Here is a 23,010-nt window from a genome sequence, read left to right on the forward strand (position 1 = left end):
CTCTGTTCTGTTTGTAAATATTTATTCCATACCCATGCCGCCCATTCCTGGTGGCATGTTGGGTACCATGTCTGCGCCAGATGGACCTGCAGGTGCACGGGTCGAAGCGATGATGTCATCGATTCTGAGGATCATCACAGCAGACTCTGCAGCTGCATTAATCGCCTGGGTCTTGACCCTGAGAGGCTCCACAACGCCAGCCTGCCACATGTCAATGATATCACCGGTGTACACATTAAGTCCTGCGGTCTTTGATCCCTTTTCATGGTGAGCACGCAGCTCCATGAGCTTATCTATCGGATCAAGTCCTGCGTTCTCGGCAAGTGTCCTTGGGATGATCTCAAGTGCCTCTGAGAATGCCTTAACTGCAAGCTGCTCCCTGCCACTGAGAGTTGCTGCATACTCATAAAGCCTCAGCGCGAGCTCTACCTCAGGTGAACCGCCGCCAGCTACCAGTTTCTCATCTTCTATAGCAACTCCGACCACTCTCAGTGCGTCGTGCAATGCTCTTTCGATGTTGTCTATGACATGCTCGGTACCGCCGCGCAGCAGAATGGATACTGCCTTTGGGTTCTCGCAACCAGTGACAAAGGTCATCTCGTCGCCGCCGACCTTCTTCTCTTCTACAAGTTCGGCTTTACCCAGGTCTGTAGCTGTGATCTCGTCAATGTTGGTGATGAGCCTGCCGCCTGTTGCCCTTGCAAGCTTCTGCATGTCGCTCTTCTTAACACGTCTTACTGCGAAGATACCGCTCTTGGCCAGGAAGTGCTGGGCCATGTCGTCGATACCCTTCTGACAGAACACTACATTTGCCCCGCTTGCCACGATCTTCTCGACAATGCTCCTGATCATCTTCTCTTCCTGGTCAAGGAAGGACTGTAACTGCTCAGGGGATGTGATCGAGATCTCTGCGTCAACTTCGGTTTCCTTAAGCTCGATGGCTGTGTTGATAAGAGCTATCTTTGCGTTTGCAACTTTCTTAGGCATGTTGCTGTGTACACGCTCTTTGTCAATGATCATACCGGTGATGAGCTCGGAGTCCTCGATACGTGCTCCTACCTTCTTCTCAACGCTGATGTTGTCCATCTCGACCTTGTTCTGGCCATCGATATCAACAATGCTCTTAATAGCAGATACTGCGATCCTGGAAAGTACGTCCTTGGTAGCTTCTGCTCCTTTTCCGGTCATCGCTGTTCCGGCGATGTTCAGGAGAATGTCCTCATCATCGATAGTGACCTTCTTTGCAAGGGTCTGAAGGATCTCTCCGGCTTTTTCTGAAGCGATCCTGTATCCGGAAGCTATGATGGTTGGGTGAACGTCCTGTTCGATAAGCTCTTCTGCCTTTTTCAGCAGCTCGCCAGCAATAACCGCTGCGGTGGTGGTGCCATCGCCCACTTCATCGTCCTGGGTCTTGGAAACCTCGACGATCATTTTTGCAGCCGGGTGCTCGATATCCATCTCTTTAAGGATGGTGGCGCCGTCATTGGTAATAACAACGTCTCCGAGACTGTCCACCAGCATTTTGTCCATGCCTTTTGGTCCCAAGGTGGTTCTCACTGCCTCTGCAACTGCCTTTGCGGCCATAATGTTGTTGCTCTGAGCTTCTCTGCCTTTTGTTCTCTGGCTTCCTTCTCTTAAGATGAAAATCGGCTGTCCAGCCATCTGTCCTGCCATTTATTTTATCCTCCTTTAATAGTGTAATAAGGGATTAGATCTATCAGACGTTTTTTAATGATTGTAGTTCTATATAACCATTACGCATGAATGGAACCAAGCACCTTTTGAAAAAAATGTGGTGATATAGCAGGGTGACATCGAAAACACTATTGTCCCCTGCATTGAAAAGAAAAGAGATCTTCACTTGACTATAGATTTCGGAGAGCGCCTTATGAATCTCCGCTTTGCGCCTGATGCCATATACCTCTGTGCAGGGCCGGGGTGCGCCTTAGCTTCCTCTGCCTTCTTTACCTTTATGGTCCTACCTTTTCTTCCTTTGACCTTTGCCCATACTATACTGCCTGTTTTACCCATAATGAATCCTCATGTAGTATTTGAATGTCGATAATGTAATCATAAGTAAGTTTAGCATTAGAGGTGATGCTCATAATTAAACTTTACGGAAATATCTCTCTTTTTTCATTTTGTTCTCAGGATATACTCAGAACACACTGAAGATAGACTTAATAACATGCCGGTTAAAATGGTGATCATTATCAATGGAGTTGTTCATTGTAGCCAGACCATCTATAGAAGAAGAAATACTTTACGCACGAAAAGAGCTGCATGACCTGCTGGACTTTCCCATGGAAAAGCTCTGTGAGATCATCAAAGAAGTGGGCTTTGAGTGCGACATGTGTGCAAAATGCTGTACCAGTGAGTTCAATGATCATATTTTCATGCTTGATAGGGAAGTACCGCGTATCAGGACTATATCATCCGATGTTTTGAAGCCTGCACCATATTTTGAATTTTGCGATAATAACGGAACCTTCTATGTTTCAGGTTATGCCTTGCGCACCAAAGAAGATGGTTCGTGTATGTTCCTTGAAGGGGGAAGGTGTAGTATCTATGAAGACAGGCCTATGATATGTAAGCTGTATCCATATATGCTACACCGGGAAGCAGATGACAGCGGGAAAATGGACTGGAGACAGATCAGCGGCCTGAACGAACATGGATGCTACCATTCAGAGATAACCGATGAGGAATGCAGCAGGATAGCCACATTCACCAAAGAGTACGAAACAGCATACCTTAAACATCAGATCTGGTTTCTGGAAACGGTCAGTGAACATTTCAAGAAACACCACCTGAAACACGTCCAGAGCATCTATGACCGCATGATGCGAAAGCTGAGCAAAGGTGAAGAAGTGAAGGTCATGGTATTTTGTAATGGGAAGTTCGAAGAGCATCTGCGTTAAAAACTACAATGCCTGGTCCATCACAGATATTCACTCCCATGAACCTGTTATCTTGCCGTTCAGAGCAAGCTTACCAAGCTCACTGTTGACCTTCTCGCTGACCTTGCTTGGAGACACATGAGCGTAAGGTGTTCCGGGCAAAGGTTCAAGATAATGTGCCCGCACTTCACCGCCCTTGATACATATCCACTTTATGAGTTCAAGGCTCATCTCCTGCTCTTCTTCGGTTTCATCGGGGAAACCCAGAATAAAGTCAACAGTAGGTGTGATACCATGTTCAAAACAACGTTCAACGGCTATTTCCACTTCCCTTACAGTGTGTCCCCTGCGAATTTCCCTGAGAACACGTTCACTGCCGGACTGTGCGCCAAGACTGATCCTGTCATTGGTACAATACTTGTTCACCATTTCCAGAGATCCATCCGTCACGAACTCTGGTCTCACTTCCGAAGGAAAAGTACCGAAATAAATGTCCTTGTTCCCGATCTCATACAAAGCCCCCAGCAGCTTTTCCACCTTATCGAAACGCGGGTGTATACCATCGCTTCCGTAGGCGAACGAATTGGATGAAACGAACCTAAGGTCCTTATAGTGCTGAGCATATCTCACTATGGAATCTATACTGCGGTGTCTTACCTTACTGCCGAACATCTGCGGGATCTGGCAGTATTTACATTTCCAGGGACATCCCCTGCTTATTTCAATCGGAGCCTTGATAAGATGAGGATCAAAACATGGGTAGTCATCCAGCTCTATGGGCTCCCTTTTTGGAGTGTAGATAATTTTCCCCTCATTATCCTTGTAGGCAATACCTTTGACACTGCTCACATCCCCGCCTTCCTGCAGCACCTTTACAAGTTCAGGAAGAGTCGCCTCTCCTTCACCAATGACCACATAATCAAAATATCGTAAAGTGCCTTCCGGATCCCCTGACGGATGAGGGCCCCCAGCTATGTAAATGGAATTTGTGGTTGCATTCTGCACTTCCCTGAACACGCTCGCTGCCTGCCTTGTCACCAGACTGTATATCATTATGCCATCGGCAGGGGCTTTAACTCTATGTATGCTGGGCAGCAATGGCGCAAGCGCAGCAAGGCTGAAGGCGTTCTTTCGTTTCCACCTCAAACAAATATCCATTAGTACACCACTTTTCTACTACGTTTTTTCATCATTGCATCTATTATCCTTCAGGCACTTCCACATACCCTTCACTGCTATTTACTTTTATGAACATGCCATTGCTTAGGAAGGAATAAGGATCGTTTTCCAGCCTGTCCACCAGCGGTATGGCAGAAATGATGGCACCCACAGCAACTATGGGCTCGGATTCCAGGTTTATCATGGCTGCAGGAGCAGCACCGTTCTTGAAGAGCTGATATATTACATAGGAACCCACAGTGGAGCCCTTTCCATGAGGAAAGACCAGAACCTTGTCCTTTATCGACTGTCCAAAAAGTTCATGGTTCGCATCCACCACCTTGCCGGTCTTAGGATCTACATTACCCAGAAAAGAGATGGGATCGTGTGTGATCAGCACTTGCCCCTCTGCACAGCCCCTGGAGATGGTTCGGCATTTGACCTTCATTCCTTCACCGCCTCCCTGATGCATTTATAAATGTCAGCAAAAAGGGTGGGAACTCCGCACATTCCGGGCACGTATGCCAGGGCTTTGCCGGAATTCACCATCATGGTCTTATATCTTTCAGTTGCCGGCGATACCACCATACAGGTATCGCAGACCACTTTTGCCCCGCTCTTCTCAATGGATCGCACAAGTTCGGGATGTTTATTCGCAACTTCCCTGGAAGTGCAGATCCATACTTCCTTATTGACGGTCCTGCCTTCAAGGGATCCCGCTATTAGGGAAAGTTCAGCCGGGGAACAATGCGGACAGCCGATGGTTATGATATCCAGGTCATTGATATCGGGTTTTGTTCTATCGTATATCTCTCTGATCTGACTTTTCTCAATGACTATGTCCTCTTTCGGCATTGCAAATTTGTTCTTCCTTGCTTCAGGGGTAACGCCTTCCACATGGTACAGAGCAACAGCACCGGAAGCGGCCATGGCAGCACCCAGTGATTTCAGCTCTTCATTATCAGGCTTTCCTTTCAGAGTGAACAAAGGTACTCCGCTGCCCACCATTTTTCCTATTATATACCCAAGGGCACCGTAGTCAGAGCCCTCCAGTTCGCACTCCACTGTAACCGATACTGTAGGCTTGCGCATCTCATCAAGATGATAGCCATAGTTAGCAGTCTTACCCACAAGGGCGGCCGAGAGAGCTGATGGACCACCTTCACGGTTGGTCCTTGCTCCGATGACGGAATTTGCGTATGAGACTGCAGAGGATTCGCTCCAGGCAAGATGGTCCCCGTAAGTGGCACTGAACCCTTCCAGATAATAGGGAGTACACGTGCATTTAGCACTGATCCCCAGTTTTTCGTATGCTTCGATGATCAGCTGTTGCTTATGCGCAAATTCGGGGTCTATACGCATTTTCTTCCAGTCCTGCAGGTCCATGCCTGCGGGATTGAGTATGGAAGGGATCCTTACTTTGCCATGCAGGTCCGATATCCATTCCAGACCTGCATCACCTATGGTCTTGTATGAAACCCCGGCTATCTGGGCGCTCTTGACGGGGATGAGCCTGTCAGCACCGTAGATATCACCCAGAGCAACGAGTATCTCAATAGCTTTCCGGAGTGTTTCGCCTTCTTCACCGTCGAGCATTGCCTGTTCTTCTTTTGTAAGATACATCGTCCACCTACTCGGGCATCTTCGCCCTTTCGAACATTTCCGCCTGTTTCAGGACTTTGGTAGCATCTATGCCTATTTTGGTCGTAGTGCCGTCAGGTGCACCCCGCGGGTCAAGGGAACTACCCCTCACATTGGGAATGATCATTACATCCATATCGCCCTTCACGCGGGTCGCAATGGCGAATTCCACGTCCTTCGGATCGAAAATATCGATGTCCTCGTCCACTACCACCACATGCTTGAGGCTTGTGTGGCTTGCAAAGGCAGCCATGATAGCGTTCTTCCCGTCTCCCTCGGTCTGTTTCTCGATCTGCACCACTGCATGCAGATAACAGCATCCGCCTTCTGTGAGCACCACGTTCTTCACAGTGGTCACCTCGCTGACCGCCCTGTAGATCTTCGGTTCGTATGGCACACCCATCATAAGCAGGTGTTCCGGTCCTGCTGGGAGGATGCCGTGATAGATGGGGTCTTTCCTGTGCATTATCCTGGTAATGTGGATCACAGGTTCAGGACGGATCTCATCATAGGTGCCGGTGATATCGACGAATGGCCCTTCCGGCACACGCTCTACCGGATCGATGTACCCTTCCAGTATTATCTCAGCATGCGGGACCTTTACGCCATTGCTGCATGCGAACAATTCCACCGGGGAACCTCTCAGAGCTGCTGCATAGTGGAATTCTTTACCCACAGGCACGCGGGTGGTCGATGCGAACGTTATTACCGGGTCTGCACCGATGACGATCGCTATGGGCAGTTTATCTACCTTTGAAGCAGCCTTTTTGTGCAATAAATAAGTATGTCGCGGAGGCACCAGCCTTGCAGCCAGCTTGTCCTTTCCAAGCACCATCAGGCGGTGAATGGATGCATTCATGGAGCCTTCGTATTCACTGACCACGATACCCGCAGTGATATACAGGCCACCGTCCTTTGCAAAATGTTTCATTATAGGGAGGCTGTACAGGTCAACCTCCTCATCCACAATTTCCATTGTGGGTGACTCAGAAACTATTACAACTTCCCCTTCCGGCTGCACCTCGGAGAGCCTTTGAATGATCATATCCCGGGGCACTCCGAACATGACCGCAAGCTCATCCCGCGTACCCAAAAGGTTCATGATCGCTTTCTTGCCCTCGATATCATGGAAAAGCACAGGCCCCTGTGTCTTTTTTGCTATCCTCGGAGCTTCGAACTCCCTTGAAACACTCTGCCTGATCTCTGTGATCTTGCCACTGCTTCTTAGCTGCTCTATAAAATCTCTCATCGTATCTGGTTATTACATGCTCGGAGGGATACATACATTTTTCGTGTAAACAAAGAAAATAACGTGCCTATCTCTCCAATTTCAACTAACAAAAACTCTTCATTTTCATTCAAAAATAGGAGCTGGGCCCACATCATCAAGACATGGGCCAACAATAAAATTCATTCCTCACGTTGCTTCTAACATAGCTTAAAATTAAATTCCGGAACTGGTCCCAAACTCTTGGTCGATTCTGCCCCTGTTATCCTCTCATCTGCGCTTTTGAGGATGCTGGCGATCATTTCCTGATAAGACATGTTCGCCAATGCTGCCATTTTAGCCAGGTGGCCGTCCCAGCACCATCCTGGGTTGGGATTCACTTCCAGCAATTTCGGATTACCGGCTGCATCCATTCTCCAGTCAAGACGCGTGTAATCCCTGCATTCCAGCCTTGATATCATTTTCAGGCTGCATTCCAATATGAATTCCTCCATTTCCCTGGGTATATCAGCAGCAATGGAGCGGATCTTCCAGTATGGGGAATCAGGGATCCATTTTGCCTCATACCCGCACATTCGGGGCAATTCAGGAGGAAGTGCGGAATAATCCTCCTCTATGATAGGCAGCACTGTATAGTTCTCAGGAGGATTGCCTATGATGCCTATGCTCAGATCCTTGCCTGTGAGGAACTCTTCGACAAGGATGGGTTTGTCATAACCCAGCCCCTCCCGTATGTCGTAGATCGCTCTCACGACCTCATCGCGGTTGTGACATACACTATGCTGATTGAGGCCGAAACTTGAATCCCCGAAGTTGGGTTTGACTATTACCGGGAATTGCATAGGGACTTCGAACAGAACATCCTCTGCCTTAATGACAATACCTTCGGAAACCGGCACGCCAAGATCCTTGGCAATACCTCTTACCAGAGCTTTATCGTAGCAGAAGGCAAGGCATTGCGGGCCTGAACCTGTGTAAGGTATACCCAATATCTCAAGCAGAGCCGGTACATGCAGTTCTTTCTGCGGATCGTTGGAGTAGCCTTCATCGCAAAGGTTGAAAACGAAATCCACTTTTCCCTTAAGGCGTTGCAGGTCCTGTATCAGGGTGTCGTGGTTGTCCAGGAACCTGAAGGAATATTCCTCTCTTTCCTTAAGAGCCCCTTTCAGCTGGTCGATGGTGTACAGATCGTCATCATCGAAAACACCGCATGGTTTCAGGGAATCTCTCTTGGACGGATCACCGAATACTACCACTACATCCTTTTGCGTTGTATGGACCTTCTTTTTTGGCTCTGTCCATTCCTTGCGCAGTATGGCTGTGATAATTATACGCTTCTCCATCATGCCAAGGTCCTGGTTCCTCTTACTGTTGGACCCAATGGAGTTTACGACCTCAACATCACTGAAACCAGCCATTTTAAGGAGTTCCTGAAGAGATTCCTGAGTGTACAGCCTTTCTGCGTAAAACTGATCTGCAATGACACCCTGTTCATCATTGACTACGACCTCTCTGGAGATCAATTTCTGACCATCGATGGAGAGGGAACGCTCCCTGCATACGAAATTATGTTTATCTATCCACTCCCACGACCTGGGCTGATAATTTGCTTTCAGGTAAGATCCGTCGGTCACGTCCAGCAGGATTTTTCCCCAGGGCTTGAGCACTCTCTTTACTTCATTAAGCACCCTCAGATCCTCTTCTGAAGTTTCAAAATAACCAAAACTATTCCCCAACAGGAACACAGCATCGAAATTGTCGGTCAAATAGGGTGTTTTCCGGGCATCCCCTTCCCTGAACCGTACGTTCAAGCCCTCTCTTTTTGCAGTGCTCTTTGCTTTTTGAATGAGATAATGTGACCTGTCCAGTCCTTCTACGTTCCTGAAACCTCGCCTTGCCACCTCCATGGAGTGACGCCCCTGTCCGCAGCACAGGTCCAGGATCCTGCTATCCTGCGAAAGGTTCAGAACGGAGAGGAACATATCTATCTCTTCCCTGGTTATCTCTGAATCACCTACTACATCAGCATCTGTCTTCAGATAAAGGGAATTGAATATCTTCTTCCACCAGTCAGGATTAACATGTTCTTCAAGACTGGATACGGGCCCAAGACTTTTAGGTTTTGGAGCATACTTCTTTTGGGAGCATATCAAAGTATTTCGATTCATCTGACTTGACCTTCCGGATTTGGAAATGGACTGGGATGTCCACTGGCCAATTATATGTAATTAATAGAATAAAAATAGATTGCTGATTTATTAAGCAAAATACCCCTGTGACTATGCATTAAATTGCTTGAAAAGCATGTTTGTATTAACAATATATGTATCTACATTTAATTTATACATCATAGTATTTTAAATAATATAAGTTGCAATTTTAATACATGACAACCCCAATGGCAAAAATAAGCCAGCAAACAAGAATGATCGAATCAGCAAAAAAAGAACTGATATCTGTCAAAGGTGTCTGCAGAGTAATATCTCTTGATACAGCAGACTTAGAAAATATAAGAAAACTTGAAATACTGGATGAACAGAACGGTTGCAGGGTGATCGGCAGAAAACACAATGCCGGAATAAGAAGAGCGCTGTGTTCTGATGTGGTCCTGTCTCTGATGGTAAACAAAGAATACGATTGGCCGATAAATACCATAAAACTGTACCATAAAGGAAAAATGATAGGTGAGGATATACAAGACCATAACACGATAAATGACTTCAGTGAACATGCTGATCCATTTATCATGGGAAATATCGTTTTCTATGACAAAGAATCCGTAAGAAATAGCAATATAGATGACCCTATCTGCATGTTTATCACAGCACAGCCGTGCCCTCGATTAGATGCTCTTGGTGGCATCTCTGATGCTGTCATGGCAATACCTTCGCGCTATACGCACGAATATCTTCAATTAAAGATATGCGGGGATCAGAAACAAATGCTGGGAAGTTTCCTGGTAGGATTCAACATAGATAAAAGAGCTTCTGCTCCTTTTTCAATCGACGATGACCAGATCAGCATGAGCATAAAAGATAGGAAGTGCCAGCTTCCCCTCTAGTTCCCGTCAGGCTGGCAACTTCACTTCAGGTTCATCGGGAAGGTTCGATTTTTATGGAGTACTCAAAGCTCTCCGTGTTATGCGGCATTACTGACAGGGTCCACTGACCTGCAGATACCTGTACTGTGTAAGTTTCCACATAATTCTGTGAATTGCTCTGATATTCTGGATTGTTCCCGGATGTCTTGAAGACCGGGTAGGAGATGCTCCCTAATGTGACCATGCCGCCATACTGCAGGGCTTCCTGCACCGCTTCGACTTCCTTGTCCTGTGGGTTTATGAGCTTGACCTCAAAATATGGGTCTCTACTGCTGCTTGAGACATACATATCATATATGTATGATCTAAGCTCGATCGTAACTGTTCCATTCCCATTTACCTTGAAGGGGATCTCATAGGGCTTTTCAGGCTGTACCGCCACGTGGAAGTTAAGGGAAACCATTCCTTCATACTCGCGGATGCCCGGATCATCAATGTTCAGGTCTATGTTGCCAGAGAAGTCTCCCTGTGCATCATCAGGCACTTCCAACTTGACATTTACCACAGCAGTCTCTCCCGGCTTTATGCTTGAAGGACCCGATATAATGATGGCATCGGTTCCAAAGGCCTGTCCGTATCCGCCATAGTATGGCATAGATGCTGCAGCGTCCACCGCTACTGAGCTTACATCAGCGACCATTGGGTAGTACATGTTCTCCACAAGCTTGGGGTCTATGGCAATTTCGGAGTCGCCCGTATTCTTCAGCACGATCTCATAGTTGTATACTTTGCCGGCCTCTACCCTGTCGTATATGTATGTTGTAAGGATCTGCACCTGAGGGGGTATCCAGACATCCACGTTCAGCTGTACAGTGCCCGGGAATCCCTGGTACAGTATATCTCCCTCAGGCACGTTTTCCATAAAGGCCAGTGTTGCAGCATAGTTCCCTACCTTCGCATCCTCAGGAATGGATACCTTTACCTCGAACTGTGCCTTTTCTCCTGCCTCAAGGGCCTTCTCTGAAGGAGTTATCGTAACCCAGCTCTCGTCCATGTAACTGTAAGTGTATGGTGTGACTACCAGTCTGGGATGCAGTGTGACTGCAACGTCTTCCTTATTGGTCACGGTAACAGTGAAGTTCTCACTGGTCCCGGGCTGCAACATTGTATAATAGTAGCTGGGATCAACTCTTATCGTATCCATTTCAGTGATCGTTCCGGCGTTGGAAACCGCACCACCTACCGTGGAAGATATAACCTTCTCTGTGATCGCCACCGCAGGCTCGGAAACTGCCGCATCGCCTGCAAATGCTGTTGCTCCTGTCATATAGACAAGAAGCACAGCGATCGATCCGTATATTATTAATTGTGATCTGTTCATGAATTTCACCCTTTTGAACTGACAATGCATAATATGGGCGTGCACATATTAAAGAACTTCTTAAACTTCAAAGAAATTCGTAGTTATCACTGAATAAATATGGCTTTAAGGGGTTTAAAATAAGAAATGAACGTGATCAATCGTTTTTATCCTCGCCAGCACGGCTAACTGTGCTTCCTTTACTAAGAAGAAGGTTATAAGCATCCTTTTCCTTATTATAGTTCACAAGCACATTATAAAGCTCCAATATTTCTCCGTACTTAGCCCTTTTAATAAGGCTATTGTCCTCAGTGACATTATGCCATGGAAATACTGCATATACAGCTTTTCTGGATGTGCCGTCACACACCTTGTAAAGACTGTACTTCTCATCTCCCAGGTCACCTGACATAAGAGAACACACTACATTGATGCGCTTGTCTTTGTGCGTGCCCATTTTGGAGAAACGCGCAAACCGTGCCTTTGGAGGAACTCTGTAGCACTCTTTGGTGAGGCCGTCCTTTCTCACTATAAAATAAGAATACTTAAGGTCTGTATTGATATAGCGGTACGGTTCATCACACTCTGCAAGCTTGCGCATCAGGAGTGTTGGATTGATGTCCTGCTTTTGCTCGAAGCTCCAGCACTCTTCAAGGCTGCAGCCTGAACCCCATATAAAGGAACATGGGGCGTATATACCAAGGCCAGCCTCTTTGAGCGCAACGCTCAGCCTGCGCAGCTCCACCGAGTTTGCCCTGTCCGCGGGCTCTATTACAAGTATACTGCCATCAGATGCAAGCCTTTGAGCCAGTTTCATCACTATGCCCGCTTTTTGCTCAATGGTGATATCTTTGATCTCATTGAGCACATTCGAGAACACCATAAGGTCGATATTCTCAGGAAGGCTCTCAGGCTTTATTTTACACACATCTGATCTTATAGGCTCGTGCAGAGTTACGGAATCCGGAGCATAGTGTGGAACAAGGGAGTTGAAAGCTTCGATATTCTCATCGTACAGCTCCACACAGTAGATGTCAGCCTTGCGACCTTCCAGTCTTTTATAGAAATCGGCAATAGCCAGAGGCACTGTACCCGGACCGGTGCCCACATCAAGGATCTTCATGCGTGTTTTGAGGATACCGGCCTGAGCCATTTCATATAGCATATGCTGGAACTGTACAAAATACACAGGGAACTGATAAGCAAGGTATCCCAGCACATTGTAGCCTTTTTCATAAGAGATCTTCCGGGAACTGCCTTCTTTCCAGTATACATTCTTCTGACCCACAACAGCTTTTCTTATCCTTTCCAGGACAACCGGGTCATCCCAGGCCTTTGCGGTCTTCTTGCTGATGTATTGCTCGATAACTGTCTGCAGTTTCGCTGAAACTACTGCAGACCTGAGGAAAAGCTCAGTTTTCTTTACTTCTTCTTCGGTTAGTTGCATTACAGTTGCAGGAGTAGACAGCCTTATCCTGAAATCAGCACCATCCGGACAGGCATCAATGTCCAGCTCGTACAGAAATGGCTTAACAGCATCATAGATCTGTTCAACGGACATGTCACTTGTAATGTAATTCTGTATCTCCGACAGCATGAACTCAGGTTTCATATGGGAGACATACTTAAGAGTGGAAATTATTTCCTTTTCACTATCCTTCATTGATATGAGGGACGGCGGGAAGGCTCATAAATGTACTGATTCATATGCCGTTAAGTATGCCACCTATGGACAAAGGAACATAAGCTTTCAAAATTAAACATTATTGATCGATCCTATAGGTTTGCATGCTTGCCACTCCATCTCAATGAAATGCCTGAAAATAGAGACCTGTTCCTTGCCGTTGTACCATGTCGCAGTAAGGTTCATGGGAATGTTCTCGTTCTTTATAGTGATGATCAGAAGTTCCTTGTTATCTATCACCAGAATTCCACCCTTCAGCAGATTCTCACTCATCTCTCCCGAGTAGACTCTTACTTCAGCTCCCTGGACTTTTTTATTTACAGCTTGATTTTCGTTAATGGTGATCCGTACCTTCAAACCTTCATCTATCTTCTCCTGAAGTTTCTGTGTGATAATTTCCATGATCGGATAAACATCCATAGCCTTGTCTAATGAGGGGTATGTAGATGCCAGTACTATCTCTTCCCTGGCCGAGTCTAACATCTGGACTATCTTATCAGTAACATTCTTCACGCCGCTGATATTCCATACTGCATCGTCATCTGTAGGGATGTCAGGTGCATTACAGATCTTTTCAAGCTGCTCCAGAGATGTTTTGACAGCCTTTTCATAATTCACCTTCAACCTGTCAATGATCTGGTCTGGAGCTATTGCCTTGTAACGCATGGGTTTAGTGTTCTGGGTATCTATGACTCCCTTTTCCTTAAGCTTGGTGAGCACGCCGTACACAGCGGAGCGGGGGATACCCGACAATGCGTGGATGTCCGCCACAGTTCCACTACCATAGCGTGTAAGTGCTATGAGCACTTTAGCCTCGTAGGTTGTCAGACCCAGTTGTTGAAGTGATTCGATCAAGGTGTTCATAATACCATTTTCACGGGATACACTTATTTCTCATTTGCCTTTGTTTCTTTGTTCTCCAGATATTTCTTGTAATTGTTCTCCTTCTTCTTCCTGGCGATCATATATACTGGAGTACCGATGATACCTACCAGAAGCACAAAGCCAACTGCAACAGAGGCATTCAGGGATTCTGCCGGACCAACATACACAGGTATTTTGAGATTATCCGAATACTGGCTTTTATCTTGTTCATCTTTATATTTTATCTCGCTACTTATAGAATAATCCTTTACTGTTGCATCTTCTGCCACATTTATGTCGAATACTGCGGTCCTTGACTCACCAGGATGCATGTCCCCCAGGTATGCCTGATCGTCCGTGGTGGTGAAAGGATCTACAACACTTATCCTTGCAATACATTCACGTGCTATCTGCTCTCCTGTATTGGTATATGTTACATTGATGGTTTTTTCATCGCCGGCCAGCAGATCAGATTCAACATTCTCTATCCTGAAATACGGTTCTTCTTCAACGACTACTTGAAGGACCATTGTCTGGTTCATATCCTCATACCAGTAGTAAGTATCACCGTAAGGAGGTGTTACCGCAGAATCCTTCTGGGACCTATATGCAACATAAAGCTGCAGATCGTAAGTTCCAGCTTTTGCATTGTCGTAGATCTCTATAGGGAATTCGGCGGGTGAAGAGAGGGATTTTCCGGTATTCAATGAACCCAAAAGTAGAGTGTCCTGTTCTATCTTTATGGGAGCATCGGGGTCAACAAGTGAAAGTGTTGCTGTCATAGAATCTGCTGTCGTTATCGCCCGGTCTGACAGAAGTTCGCTTGACATATATGTGCGGGTGAGTGTTTCACCATACTCCTCTATATCATCTTCTATATCATCTTCGTTGGCCTCGAATCCTGTGATCTGTCCATTGTTCAGTATATTCACATAAAGGATTCCTTCTTCTCCTCTCTCGAACACTTCATCACAAGCGAGGTTTGCTACCAGATGAGGAGAACCATACACATCATAGTAATCGCTTGCAATTTCAGAGACAACATTCTCATCTATACCCGCGGATGCAAACTGCATGCCACCGAGTAATAGGATTGCGATCGAAAGAAACTTTAAATTTCTAAGAGAGATCATATACTCACCTTATCATCTTCTATATACTTTTTTGATGCTTTGCGTCCTGATCTCCACCTATCCAGGTTAACCATAATAGGTGGCAGAACAACAATCGTGCTGAATAACGAAAATGCTACAGCTATTACCGTAACTATCCCAAAACCACGTAGCATTGGGAATGATGATGCCACAAGAGCTGAAAAACCGAATATCACAGTAAAACCTGATGCAAGGATCGCGGGTCCGATTCTGATCGCAGCCGTTTCCATGGCATCAAGTGGCTCCAGTCCCTTGTCACGTTCTTCAAAATAACGCTCCAGCATAAGGATGGTGAACTCTGCCCCTATCCCTATTGCAAGAGCGCCGAGTGTGGCTGTAAGTGGATTGTATTCCATACCTGACAGGTACATCACTCCGCCGAGCCAGCCCGTGACCATCACGATAGGCAGTATTGTTGCCAGGGATTTCATCCAGTCCTTGTAGATCAGTAGCATACCCACAAAGATAATGGCCATTCCCAGGTAACCCATGGCAGTCCTGCCTGATGTAAGGGCACCTATAATGGAAGTTTCTGTTACTTTATTGCCCGTGACAGTGACCGTGACCCCTGGTGGAGGGGCATACCATTGCAGATCATTTTCAACTGCTTCAATTATGTTGGATACCTGTTGTGTTTGCAGGTCTTTCTCAAGTTTAAGATTAAGGACACCAAGGTTCCCACCTTCAATGTACTGGTCAGTAACGACAGAAGACATACTGTCTGTTATAGAGATCACTGTGTCCTTATCAGAAGGTATTGAGCCATAGCCAGAGTATATCAGTGAACCAATGCTGCCAGAGCCCGTTATCTGGTTGTGGCGTTCCTCTTCCAGTTCACCGAAATCGACCATCCACTGTAGCAGTTCCGGGTCCATTATGTCGTCTGCCCTGATCATTATACTTAATTGGTCACTACCTCCCATGACCCTGTTAAGCTTGTTAAGGTCCTGAAGTGCCTGCATGTCCTGAGGCACAAAGTCCTTTGTGTCTGTCTGTACCCCTACATGCTCATCTGCATATAGTCCCGCAATTGCAAAAACAGATGCCAGTGCTATGACGATCATATAATGTCTTGTTGTCAGCAGGGAGACTTTTGCAAGGAACTTTCCAAGAGGGGAGCTATGCTCTGTTGTTGGCTTTACGGTTGTCTGATGTCTGTTAAGTTCCTTTTTAAAATTCTTTTCTGCTTCTTTTTCTAATGATCTTCTATCGAGCCGATATAGCAGAGCTACTAGCACGAACATTGAAACAAGGTAGCATAGGATCACTCCCACAAGACTCATCTTCCCAAAGTCCTGTATCATGGGAACGGGAGAAATGAACAGCGCTATAAAACCTAAAGAAGTTGCAACGACCGCAGTAGCTACTGCAGGGCCAGTGTGCTTTATTGTATCAATTACTGCCTCTTCAGCAGACTCTCCCTTTGCAAGCTCCTCTTCTATCCTATTCTGGAACTGGATCGCATAATCTGCTCCCAGGCCGATAAGGATTGGGAATACTGCCATTGATGCCATGGTCATGGGAATGCTCAGCAAACCCATGGCTCCAAATGTGTAGATCAGGCCCACAAGGATAACCGGTATTGGAAGCAAGGACCACCTGACATGTCTGAAAACGATCTTGAGCCCTATTATCATCAGAATGAAGGCGAGGACCAACATGTTTCCAAGACTTGAGGTCATTTCTTCTGACATTGCTATTATGTATGCCGGCTCACCGGTGGCCACAGCAGTGGTACCTGCTGGAAAGTCAACGATCTCGATCGTTCTTTCGACCTGGGCAAGGACCCTTTTCTTGTTATCCTCATTTATACTTCCAGGCATCTGGACCATTATGAGCGTATGTGTGGTTTCTGGCATGAACTGCTCGACGTAAGCAGATGGCAATTGGTCGATCAGTGTCAGAATGGTGTTATCTTCAGGTATCTCTGAACGGCCCGTTGCAGAATAGGATGCACTTTTGATGAGCGATGCCATGCTCACCACATTCTCTACATCCTTGTCTTGCTCGATTATCATGTCAAAGTTGTTAATAGCCTCCAATATCTCGGACTCTCTGACATCATCAGATTCCACAAGTACAACTATAACCTCACTACCAAAGTTTTGTTTGTATAGGTGGTCATAGTTCTGGTAGATCTCAGAATTTTTTTTAACGAAGGTATCTGTCCCACTTTTCTGTTCTATCAGGCCTGCACCTATGAATGACAATAACATCAAGATAATGGCTGTAGCAAGTATTGTTTTGGGCGATTTTTCTACAAATGCCCCGATGTTCTCAAATATTTGTTTTACAGACATGATATGCTGTTAGTAGTACAATACTAAAAGGATATATAATTTACTATTAACAATAATCAATTAATATAATATAGTAGTCATTTGTGTGCAACAATTTGATCTTTAAAGCTGTCAAAAGGGAAAAAAGCCGGGAAAAAACAATTGATAGAAAAAGTTCGATGATCCTCACTCTGACAGCCTTATATATTCTCATATCACTATCTACTACATCATAAAGTTTGGACCTGACATCGAAGTGATACAATATGGACAGAGATAAGCTTAGCAAACTTCTTCTGAATACATACAGAAATGCGATCTTATCCTGGATGATCCTATTGGCCCTGGTCCTTCTGACCTTCGTGAGCTTTATGGATGGGAGATATACGTGGGGGGTCCTGAGTGCATTCGCTATCTGTATAATACTTCTTCCAGGATCGTTCTTTAAGGATCTATCGATCATGCCTCCATGGTATCTTCTAATGCTGGTCGCATTACCACTGGTTGGAAATGCAATAGACTACCATCTGTTCCCCACTAGTATACCCCATTATGTTTCAGTGGCAACTATTGCATTGCTGGCAGCGGCAGAGATCAACTGGTTCACTTCTGTAAAGATGGACCACAAGTTTGCAATTCTTTTTGTTTTCATTACAACTCTTGCAATATCCGGTCTATGGTACCTTATGCAGTGGTTATTGGACATAAATATTGGAACAAGTTTCATCCTTGATGGCAGATCACAGGAAACTATCAACACTGAGGTCATGTATGAGTTCATGTATGCTACAGTTGCGGGTATTGTCGCTGGTTTGATATTTGGGTGGTATTTTGGACACAAAGGAAGATCTACTCCCAGCGGCATCAGATTTCCCTCAAAGGATGAACAGGACATTCCTGCATACACATCGACCAGACCACCTGAACCTATCCGTAAATTGCTTCGGATCTCGCAAAAAAAACAAGAGCTTGCAACAAGGGTCATGCAGGCCTGCCTGTTGATAATGACGTTCGCTGGGATATATTTGAAGGACACGCATGTGGTACTTAATGCGATCGCAGCATTGGGCATTACTTTTGTGCCAAATGTCCTCACACGTAAATACTACATCTCACTTGATCCCAGCCTGACATTGTGGATCACTCTTGCCGTTTTTCTGGATGCACTTGGGACCTTGTCGTTCTATGAAACGGTCGCAAGATGGGACAACCTGACCCATGCACTTTCTGCAAGTGTCATCGCAGCTGCAGGATATGTGATCATAAGGGCCATTGATATCTACACCGATGATCTTTACATACCTCCCAGATTCATGTTCATCTTCATCCTTCTTTTTGTCCTCGCGGCAGGCGTGATATGGGAGATCCTGGAATTCCTGACGGATGAGATGGTAGTTATGTTTGAGATGAAGGCATTTTTAACACAGCATGGGATCAGTGATACAATGCGGGATATGTTATTCGATCTGCTTGGTGCCCTTGCTGTGGCTGCATGGGGGACTGCTTACCTTTCGGACATATCCCATCGGATCGCAAGAAGAATAGAATCTTTTTCGGCCTCAAGGAATGAAAAGTAATTTCAGACCGGACTTCTATCGAAAGCCTATTCTGACATCCTTATATGCTTCTGAAGCATTACGTGTACCATGGCAAGCTACAAGGTAATGGTAAAGGATGTCATCAGAAAGGCCGATGTCCTGCTTGAGGTGGTAGATGCCCGTTTCCCGGATGAGACCAGGAACAGTGAGGTAGAAGCTGAAATTGTACGTGCCGGAAAACCTTTCATCATAGTCATGAGCAAATGCGATCTCGTGTCTCAGGAATCCCTCGAGAGAACAAAATCCCGTCTGTCGAAGATCGCGCCTACTGTCTTCGTATCCAGCAAAGAGAGGTTCGGCACAACGATGCTCAGGCACAGGATCCTTGAACTTGCCGATATTAAAGACCGGGACATCCTTGTAGGCAGCCTTGGATATCCCAACACCGGGAAATCTTCGGTCATCAATGGCGTGGCAGGGCGACACAGAGCCAGCACTTCCTCCATCTCAGGTCACACAAGAGGAGTACAGCTCGTTAATGCTGGATCGCGCATCAAGTTCATCGATACCCCGGGAGTGATACCTTTTGACGAGCATGACGAATACATGCAGGGGATGCTTGGCATAAAGGACGCCACCCATCTGAAAGACCCCATAGGGGTGGCTTTGAAGATCATAGAGAAAATGTGTGCGGAGAACAAAACTGCCCTGGAAGCCTTCTACAAGGTGACCATCGAGAACCAGGACTCTTACGATGTACTGGAACTCATCGGCAGGCAGACCAACTGCCTGAAAAAGAAAGGCGAGGTAGACGATACGCGGGTAGGCATACGTATAGTGAACGACTGGCAGCGGGGATTGCTGCTGGTGTAGAGAAAAAGGATATTTTAATACTTTAAGCAGATCTCCATATTCCCCATTTTAACTTAAGATGTATTTTCAATATTCATCATTTACATTTCTTCCTTTCCGAAACCGAATTGACCATAATCCACAAGAAAACTTTATCTGTATTGCGTCTCAACGCTTATTTTATCTGCTGCGTAGAGGGGATATCATCAGGAAGGAACTGAAATGGGTACTAATAGCTTTCATTATGCTAGTGATGCTGGGTGTCCTGTTCGGAGAACCGAAGGAACGCCCACCCATATCTGCGGATCAGCTTTCAAACAATACAACTCTGAATGAAAGCACATCTGAAGATCAGGATCTTTTGCCCGAACATATCTCATCTGACGCTCAAAGAGATAACCTTACGGTCCACTTCATAGATGTGGGACAGGGAGACTCCATTCTTGTTGAATATGCCAATGAGACAATGCTGGTCGATGCCGGCGAAAGAGAGAAAGGTGTCAATGTTTCGGCATTCCTCAGGGAACAGGGGATATCCAGCCTTGATTATGTAGTAGCGACCCATCCGCATGCAGACCACATCGGAGGCCTGCTTACAATACTTACTGAATATCCTGTAGGTGAGTTCGTAGACTCGGGATACCCTCACACTACGCAGACATACGAAGATATGCTTACTATCATTGAAAATAAGAGCATTCCTTTCCATGTGGCAAAACGGGGAGAAGCACTGGACTTTGCTCCCGGCATACAGGTACAGGTACTGAACCCGCAGAAGCAGCGCTCTGAAGAGATCAACGAGAATTCCATAGTTCTCAGGATCATAGACAATAATGTTTCATTCCTGCTCATGGGAGATGCTGGCCTTGGAACTGAGGAAAGCATCATGAATGAAGGCTATTATGTGGATTCCGATATCCTCAAGGTGGGACACCATGCAAGCACTTCAGGATCAGGAGAAAGCTTCATCGCAGAAGTGAACCCGGAGATCAGCATTATCGAAGTGGGTGGAGATAATGACTATGGATATCCACATTCAGAGGTCCTTGAAAGATTGCAGAACGTATCCACCGTCTACAGAACAGATCATCACGGCACCATAACAGTCACAACCGATGGCTTAACATACACAGTGACCACTGAAAGGTCCCCTTCGGATCAGAACAGCATAAAGAATGAGAGCTCTTCACTTTTCCCTGTCATTAAAGCGGGGAAGTGAGGTCAAATAAATACATCCTTCTTTAATGAAAGCAATGGAAAGACCTTTGACTTACCGGAGAGACTGAATTGAACTTCAAGGCTACCCTGGACTGGATTGAAAACGAAATTGCAGTGTTACTTACCAGGCCTGAAGAGACAACTCTGATTCAAATCCCTCTCTTCTTTTTGCCTGAAGGTAGCGAGGAAGGCGATATCCTGAACATTGACATTACAAAGGATATGCAGGAAACCGGGAATGCAAAAGCAAGAGCTTCCGCCTTGCTTTATAAGCTCAAAAGCAAGAATTAAAGGTTGGGTGCCATTTCAGGTAAGATCGATCATAGGTGGCATATGGTGCTGAACTGGATGCACACTCTCTAAGGTTCAAATGTGGTATATATTCGTTTTCATTTTGTTCATGTTTAAAGATTTGAATATTGTTAGTTTTTGAGAATGTAACTGACCTATGATACTTTTCAGAGAATATTAATGTGCATTTTTTTAATAAATTGTGAAAAGGAAACAATAGCAGTATCAACAAGGTACTAAAAAATGTATACCAGTTCAGATGAAAGAGGGTGGGTGGTACTTATAAGGGATAAACTGAACTGGCAGTCTTAACTTAAACGAAAGGTCAATATATCCTTTTTCATTTTGTTTCGGCTTTAACACAGTCAGAAGCCAGAATGGCTTATTGAGCACAAATGTGATTCTTTATATCACCAGTGCATAAAATATATATCCTGCAAGATGAAACAATTGAGTTGAAGGTGCTGTGAATGAGTGGTGATACGAACGGATCTGTTCCTTTTTCCCCTGTGAAGTTCCTGTATGGCCTGTACGATAAGTATTCTGAAAGAAAGAAAAAGCAAAAGAAGCTGTTAAGACGAAAATGGATCTCAGGTGCGGGACTTGAATCAAAGGACATGCTGGGAAACAGGCCTTCCTATAAATATCGTCCACGTGAGGAAGACGAGATCCTAAGGAACATGTTACTGGAAGAGAAGAGCATATTGGTCAGAGGAAATGCCCTTGCCGGTAAAACCAGAACTGTTTTTGAAGTGCTCAAAAGCATGGGTTCCCTGGTCGATGTGATAATTCCGCTCCCGGAGGATATTGACTCCGGAGATTATCCTTTTGCAGATAATTATGGGATGAATACTGAAATTGTTATTCTGGATGATTTTGACAGGTTTGTTGAAATGAGCAACTTTGCAAAAATGATAGAAGTTATCAAATCTAAGCATTTCCTCATCATTGCAACCTGCCAGAGCGGTGAAAAGTTCGAGCTCGTGAGCAAAAAAATTGACATCTCTACTGTTTTTGGCAAAAATATAGTTGATATTGGTCTGATCTCCAAAGACGAAGCTCAGAGAATAGCCGAAAGAGAAGACATCAAGTGGGAAGACACCGAGTTTGATGGGACCATTGGTTCTGTTTTCATGAGATTGCATGAAGTGAGAAGAAGATATGATGCTCTTATGGAAAGGGAAAAAGAAATATTGAGGATAATAAAGAAGCTGCACATGTGTGGCATATATGAGGGAGATCATCTATTCCCTTATGCACTGATAGAAACAGTCTATATTAAGGATCACCCTGATACTGAATTAGATTGGTTGCGTGTGCTTGGGCCTTTAAAGAGAAGTGAATTGATACTTGTATCTGAGGAAAAAAAGATCCATGTTGAAGAGGTATATCTGGAAAAGATAGTCCAACTCCATGAACCGGCATCGAAACTCTCTATTCTTAAAGAGATGTTAGACACTTTTTCTCATAATTACGCTGTACTCATAGGAATAGGCAACAAAGCTTTCTCATATTCCCTCGTCAGGGTCCAAAAAGCTGAGTATGCAAAAGTTGCTGTCAGAGCATATGAGGAAGCACTTAAGTTAATGAGTGCCGACGAATTTCCGATACAATATGCAATGGTCCAGCACAGTCTGGGGATTGCATACAGAGATCTGGCAGGTGTGGAAGATAGGGAACATAACCTTGAAAAAGCCATCAGCGCACACGAGGAAGCACTCAAAATACACACCTTTGAGGAATTCCCTATGGACCATGCAATAACCTGGGACAATATAGGGCTTGCATATAGTGATCTGGCAT

General features: G+C 45.4%; 19 protein-coding genes. 7 read left to right on the forward strand and 12 right to left on the reverse strand.

All coding sequences use genetic code 11. The features are described 5' to 3' along the window. Positions 1 to 21: 21 nt before the first annotated feature. On the reverse strand, positions 22 to 1,674 hold the full coding sequence (thsB, locus tag A4E24_RS07875) for a thermosome subunit beta (RefSeq protein WP_292352736.1): 1,653 nt from the start codon (positions 1,672 to 1,674) through the stop codon (positions 22 to 24). A 183-nt stretch (positions 1,675 to 1,857) separates the two neighbouring features. Then, positions 1,858 to 2,031 (reverse strand): DUF5350 domain-containing protein, encoded by a 174-nt coding sequence (locus A4E24_RS07880; RefSeq protein WP_015325495.1) that lies wholly within the window; start codon positions 2,029 to 2,031, stop codon positions 1,858 to 1,860. 185 nt (positions 2,032 to 2,216) lie between these two features. Between A4E24_RS07880 and A4E24_RS07885 the strand changes: the two genes are divergently transcribed. After that, positions 2,217 to 2,921 (forward strand): YkgJ family cysteine cluster protein, encoded by a 705-nt coding sequence (locus tag A4E24_RS07885; protein WP_292352737.1) that lies wholly within the window; start codon positions 2,217 to 2,219, stop codon positions 2,919 to 2,921. 30 nt (positions 2,922 to 2,951) lie between these two features. Here A4E24_RS07885 and A4E24_RS07890 read toward each other — a convergent pair whose 3' ends face one another. The 5 genes from A4E24_RS07890 to A4E24_RS07910 form a co-directional block, all read right to left on the reverse strand. Then, positions 2,952 to 4,058, reverse strand: coding sequence for a TIGR04013 family B12-binding domain/radical SAM domain-containing protein (locus tag A4E24_RS07890; protein ID WP_292352738.1), 1,107 nt, complete (start codon positions 4,056 to 4,058; stop codon positions 2,952 to 2,954). Positions 4,059 to 4,101: 43 nt separating this feature from the next. Then, positions 4,102 to 4,506, reverse strand: coding sequence for a DUF126 domain-containing protein (locus A4E24_RS07895; RefSeq protein ID WP_292352739.1), 405 nt, complete (start codon positions 4,504 to 4,506; stop codon positions 4,102 to 4,104). Continuing rightward, the gene (locus A4E24_RS07900) at positions 4,503 to 5,681 is read right to left on the reverse strand and encodes an aconitase X catalytic domain-containing protein (protein ID WP_292352740.1); all 1,179 of its coding nucleotides are present in this window, start codon (positions 5,679 to 5,681) and stop codon (positions 4,503 to 4,505) included. The genes A4E24_RS07895 and A4E24_RS07900 overlap by 4 nt, the downstream gene beginning before the upstream one ends. A gap of 7 nt (positions 5,682 to 5,688) precedes the next feature. Further along, positions 5,689 to 6,948, reverse strand: coding sequence for a UbiD family decarboxylase (locus A4E24_RS07905; protein ID WP_292352741.1), 1,260 nt, complete (start codon positions 6,946 to 6,948; stop codon positions 5,689 to 5,691). Positions 6,949 to 7,127: 179 nt separating this feature from the next. Continuing rightward, on the reverse strand, positions 7,128 to 9,095 hold the full coding sequence (locus tag A4E24_RS07910) for a methyltransferase domain-containing protein (RefSeq protein ID WP_292352742.1): 1,968 nt from the start codon (positions 9,093 to 9,095) through the stop codon (positions 7,128 to 7,130). Between the two features lie 218 nt (positions 9,096 to 9,313). Here A4E24_RS07910 and A4E24_RS07915 point away from each other — a divergent pair, with 218 nt between their 5' ends. Beyond that, positions 9,314 to 9,988 carry a hypothetical protein gene (locus A4E24_RS07915; protein ID WP_292352743.1) on the forward strand — a complete coding sequence of 225 codons (675 nt, stop codon included), beginning with the start codon at positions 9,314 to 9,316 and terminating at the stop codon, positions 9,986 to 9,988. A gap of 31 nt (positions 9,989 to 10,019) precedes the next feature. On the opposite strand, the gene A4E24_RS07920 is transcribed toward A4E24_RS07915, so the two are convergent. The 5 genes from A4E24_RS07920 to A4E24_RS07940 form a co-directional block, all read right to left on the reverse strand. After that, positions 10,020 to 11,348 (reverse strand): hypothetical protein, encoded by a 1,329-nt coding sequence (locus A4E24_RS07920; RefSeq protein ID WP_292352744.1) that lies wholly within the window; start codon positions 11,346 to 11,348, stop codon positions 10,020 to 10,022. A 136-nt stretch (positions 11,349 to 11,484) separates the two neighbouring features. Beyond that, positions 11,485 to 12,990, reverse strand: coding sequence for a small ribosomal subunit Rsm22 family protein (locus A4E24_RS07925; protein ID WP_292352745.1), 1,506 nt, complete (start codon positions 12,988 to 12,990; stop codon positions 11,485 to 11,487). Between the two features lie 93 nt (positions 12,991 to 13,083). Then, positions 13,084 to 13,875, reverse strand: coding sequence for a TrmB family transcriptional regulator (locus A4E24_RS07930; protein WP_292352746.1), 792 nt, complete (start codon positions 13,873 to 13,875; stop codon positions 13,084 to 13,086). A gap of 23 nt (positions 13,876 to 13,898) precedes the next feature. Continuing rightward, the gene (locus tag A4E24_RS07935; protein ID WP_292352747.1) at positions 13,899 to 14,951 is read right to left on the reverse strand and encodes a COG1361 S-layer family protein; all 1,053 of its coding nucleotides are present in this window, start codon (positions 14,949 to 14,951) and stop codon (positions 13,899 to 13,901) included. 53 nt (positions 14,952 to 15,004) lie between these two features. Beyond that, positions 15,005 to 17,329: an RND family transporter gene (locus A4E24_RS07940; protein WP_292352748.1), complete on the reverse strand. Its 2,325-nt coding sequence runs from the start codon at positions 17,327 to 17,329 to the stop codon at positions 15,005 to 15,007. Positions 17,330 to 17,574: 245 nt separating this feature from the next. Here A4E24_RS07940 and A4E24_RS07945 point away from each other — a divergent pair, with 245 nt between their 5' ends. From A4E24_RS07945 to A4E24_RS07965, 5 genes are all read left to right on the forward strand, one after another. Beyond that, a complete protein-coding gene (locus tag A4E24_RS07945; protein ID WP_292352749.1) occupies positions 17,575 to 18,885 on the forward strand; it encodes a hypothetical protein in 1,311 nt (436 codons plus the stop codon). A gap of 69 nt (positions 18,886 to 18,954) precedes the next feature. Next, positions 18,955 to 19,719, forward strand: a complete 765-nt coding sequence (locus A4E24_RS07950) for a GTPase (protein WP_292352750.1) — start codon at positions 18,955 to 18,957, stop codon at positions 19,717 to 19,719. Positions 19,720 to 19,942: 223 nt separating this feature from the next. Further along, entirely contained in the window at positions 19,943 to 20,917 is a 975-nt protein-coding gene (locus A4E24_RS07955; RefSeq protein WP_292352751.1) for a ComEC/Rec2 family competence protein, read from the forward strand. A 68-nt stretch (positions 20,918 to 20,985) separates the two neighbouring features. Next, complete coding sequence (locus tag A4E24_RS07960) at positions 20,986 to 21,207, forward strand: DUF3006 domain-containing protein (RefSeq protein ID WP_292352752.1); 222 nt, start codon at positions 20,986 to 20,988, stop codon at positions 21,205 to 21,207. Between the two features lie 470 nt (positions 21,208 to 21,677). Continuing rightward, positions 21,678 to 23,010 (forward strand): hypothetical protein (locus A4E24_RS07965; RefSeq protein WP_292352753.1); only part of this gene is annotated, 1,333 nt, incomplete at its 3' end.

The sequence above is a fragment of the Methanomethylovorans sp. PtaU1.Bin093 genome (assembly GCF_002067275.1).
GTDB lineage: Archaea > Halobacteriota > Methanosarcinia > Methanosarcinales > Methanosarcinaceae > Methanomethylovorans.

Coding starts and splice junctions, on each gene's coding strand:
- thsB (WP_292352736.1), bottom strand. CDS start 1,674: ATGGCAGGACAGATGGCTGGACAGCCGATTTTCATCTTAAGAGAAGGA.
- A4E24_RS07880 (WP_015325495.1), bottom strand. CDS start 2,031: ATGGGTAAAACAGGCAGTATAGTATGGGCAAAGGTCAAAGGAAGAAAA.
- A4E24_RS07885 (WP_292352737.1), top strand. CDS start 2,217: ATGGAGTTGTTCATTGTAGCCAGACCATCTATAGAAGAAGAAATACTT.
- A4E24_RS07890 (WP_292352738.1), bottom strand. CDS start 4,058: ATGGATATTTGTTTGAGGTGGAAACGAAAGAACGCCTTCAGCCTTGCT.
- A4E24_RS07895 (WP_292352739.1), bottom strand. CDS start 4,506: ATGAAGGTCAAATGCCGAACCATCTCCAGGGGCTGTGCAGAGGGGCAA.
- A4E24_RS07900 (WP_292352740.1), bottom strand. CDS start 5,681: ATGTATCTTACAAAAGAAGAACAGGCAATGCTCGACGGTGAAGAAGGC.
- A4E24_RS07905 (WP_292352741.1), bottom strand. CDS start 6,948: ATGAGAGATTTTATAGAGCAGCTAAGAAGCAGTGGCAAGATCACAGAG.
- A4E24_RS07910 (WP_292352742.1), bottom strand. CDS start 9,095: ATGAATCGAAATACTTTGATATGCTCCCAAAAGAAGTATGCTCCAAAA.
- A4E24_RS07915 (WP_292352743.1), top strand. CDS start 9,314: ATGACAACCCCAATGGCAAAAATAAGCCAGCAAACAAGAATGATCGAA.
- A4E24_RS07920 (WP_292352744.1), bottom strand. CDS start 11,348: ATGAACAGATCACAATTAATAATATACGGATCGATCGCTGTGCTTCTT.
- A4E24_RS07925 (WP_292352745.1), bottom strand. CDS start 12,990: ATGAAGGATAGTGAAAAGGAAATAATTTCCACTCTTAAGTATGTCTCC.
- A4E24_RS07930 (WP_292352746.1), bottom strand. CDS start 13,875: ATGAACACCTTGATCGAATCACTTCAACAACTGGGTCTGACAACCTAC.
- A4E24_RS07935 (WP_292352747.1), bottom strand. CDS start 14,951: ATGCAGTTTGCATCCGCGGGTATAGATGAGAATGTTGTCTCTGAAATT.
- A4E24_RS07940 (WP_292352748.1), bottom strand. CDS start 17,329: ATGTCTGTAAAACAAATATTTGAGAACATCGGGGCATTTGTAGAAAAA.
- A4E24_RS07945 (WP_292352749.1), top strand. CDS start 17,575: ATGGACAGAGATAAGCTTAGCAAACTTCTTCTGAATACATACAGAAAT.
- A4E24_RS07950 (WP_292352750.1), top strand. CDS start 18,955: ATGGCAAGCTACAAGGTAATGGTAAAGGATGTCATCAGAAAGGCCGAT.
- A4E24_RS07955 (WP_292352751.1), top strand. CDS start 19,943: ATGCTAGTGATGCTGGGTGTCCTGTTCGGAGAACCGAAGGAACGCCCA.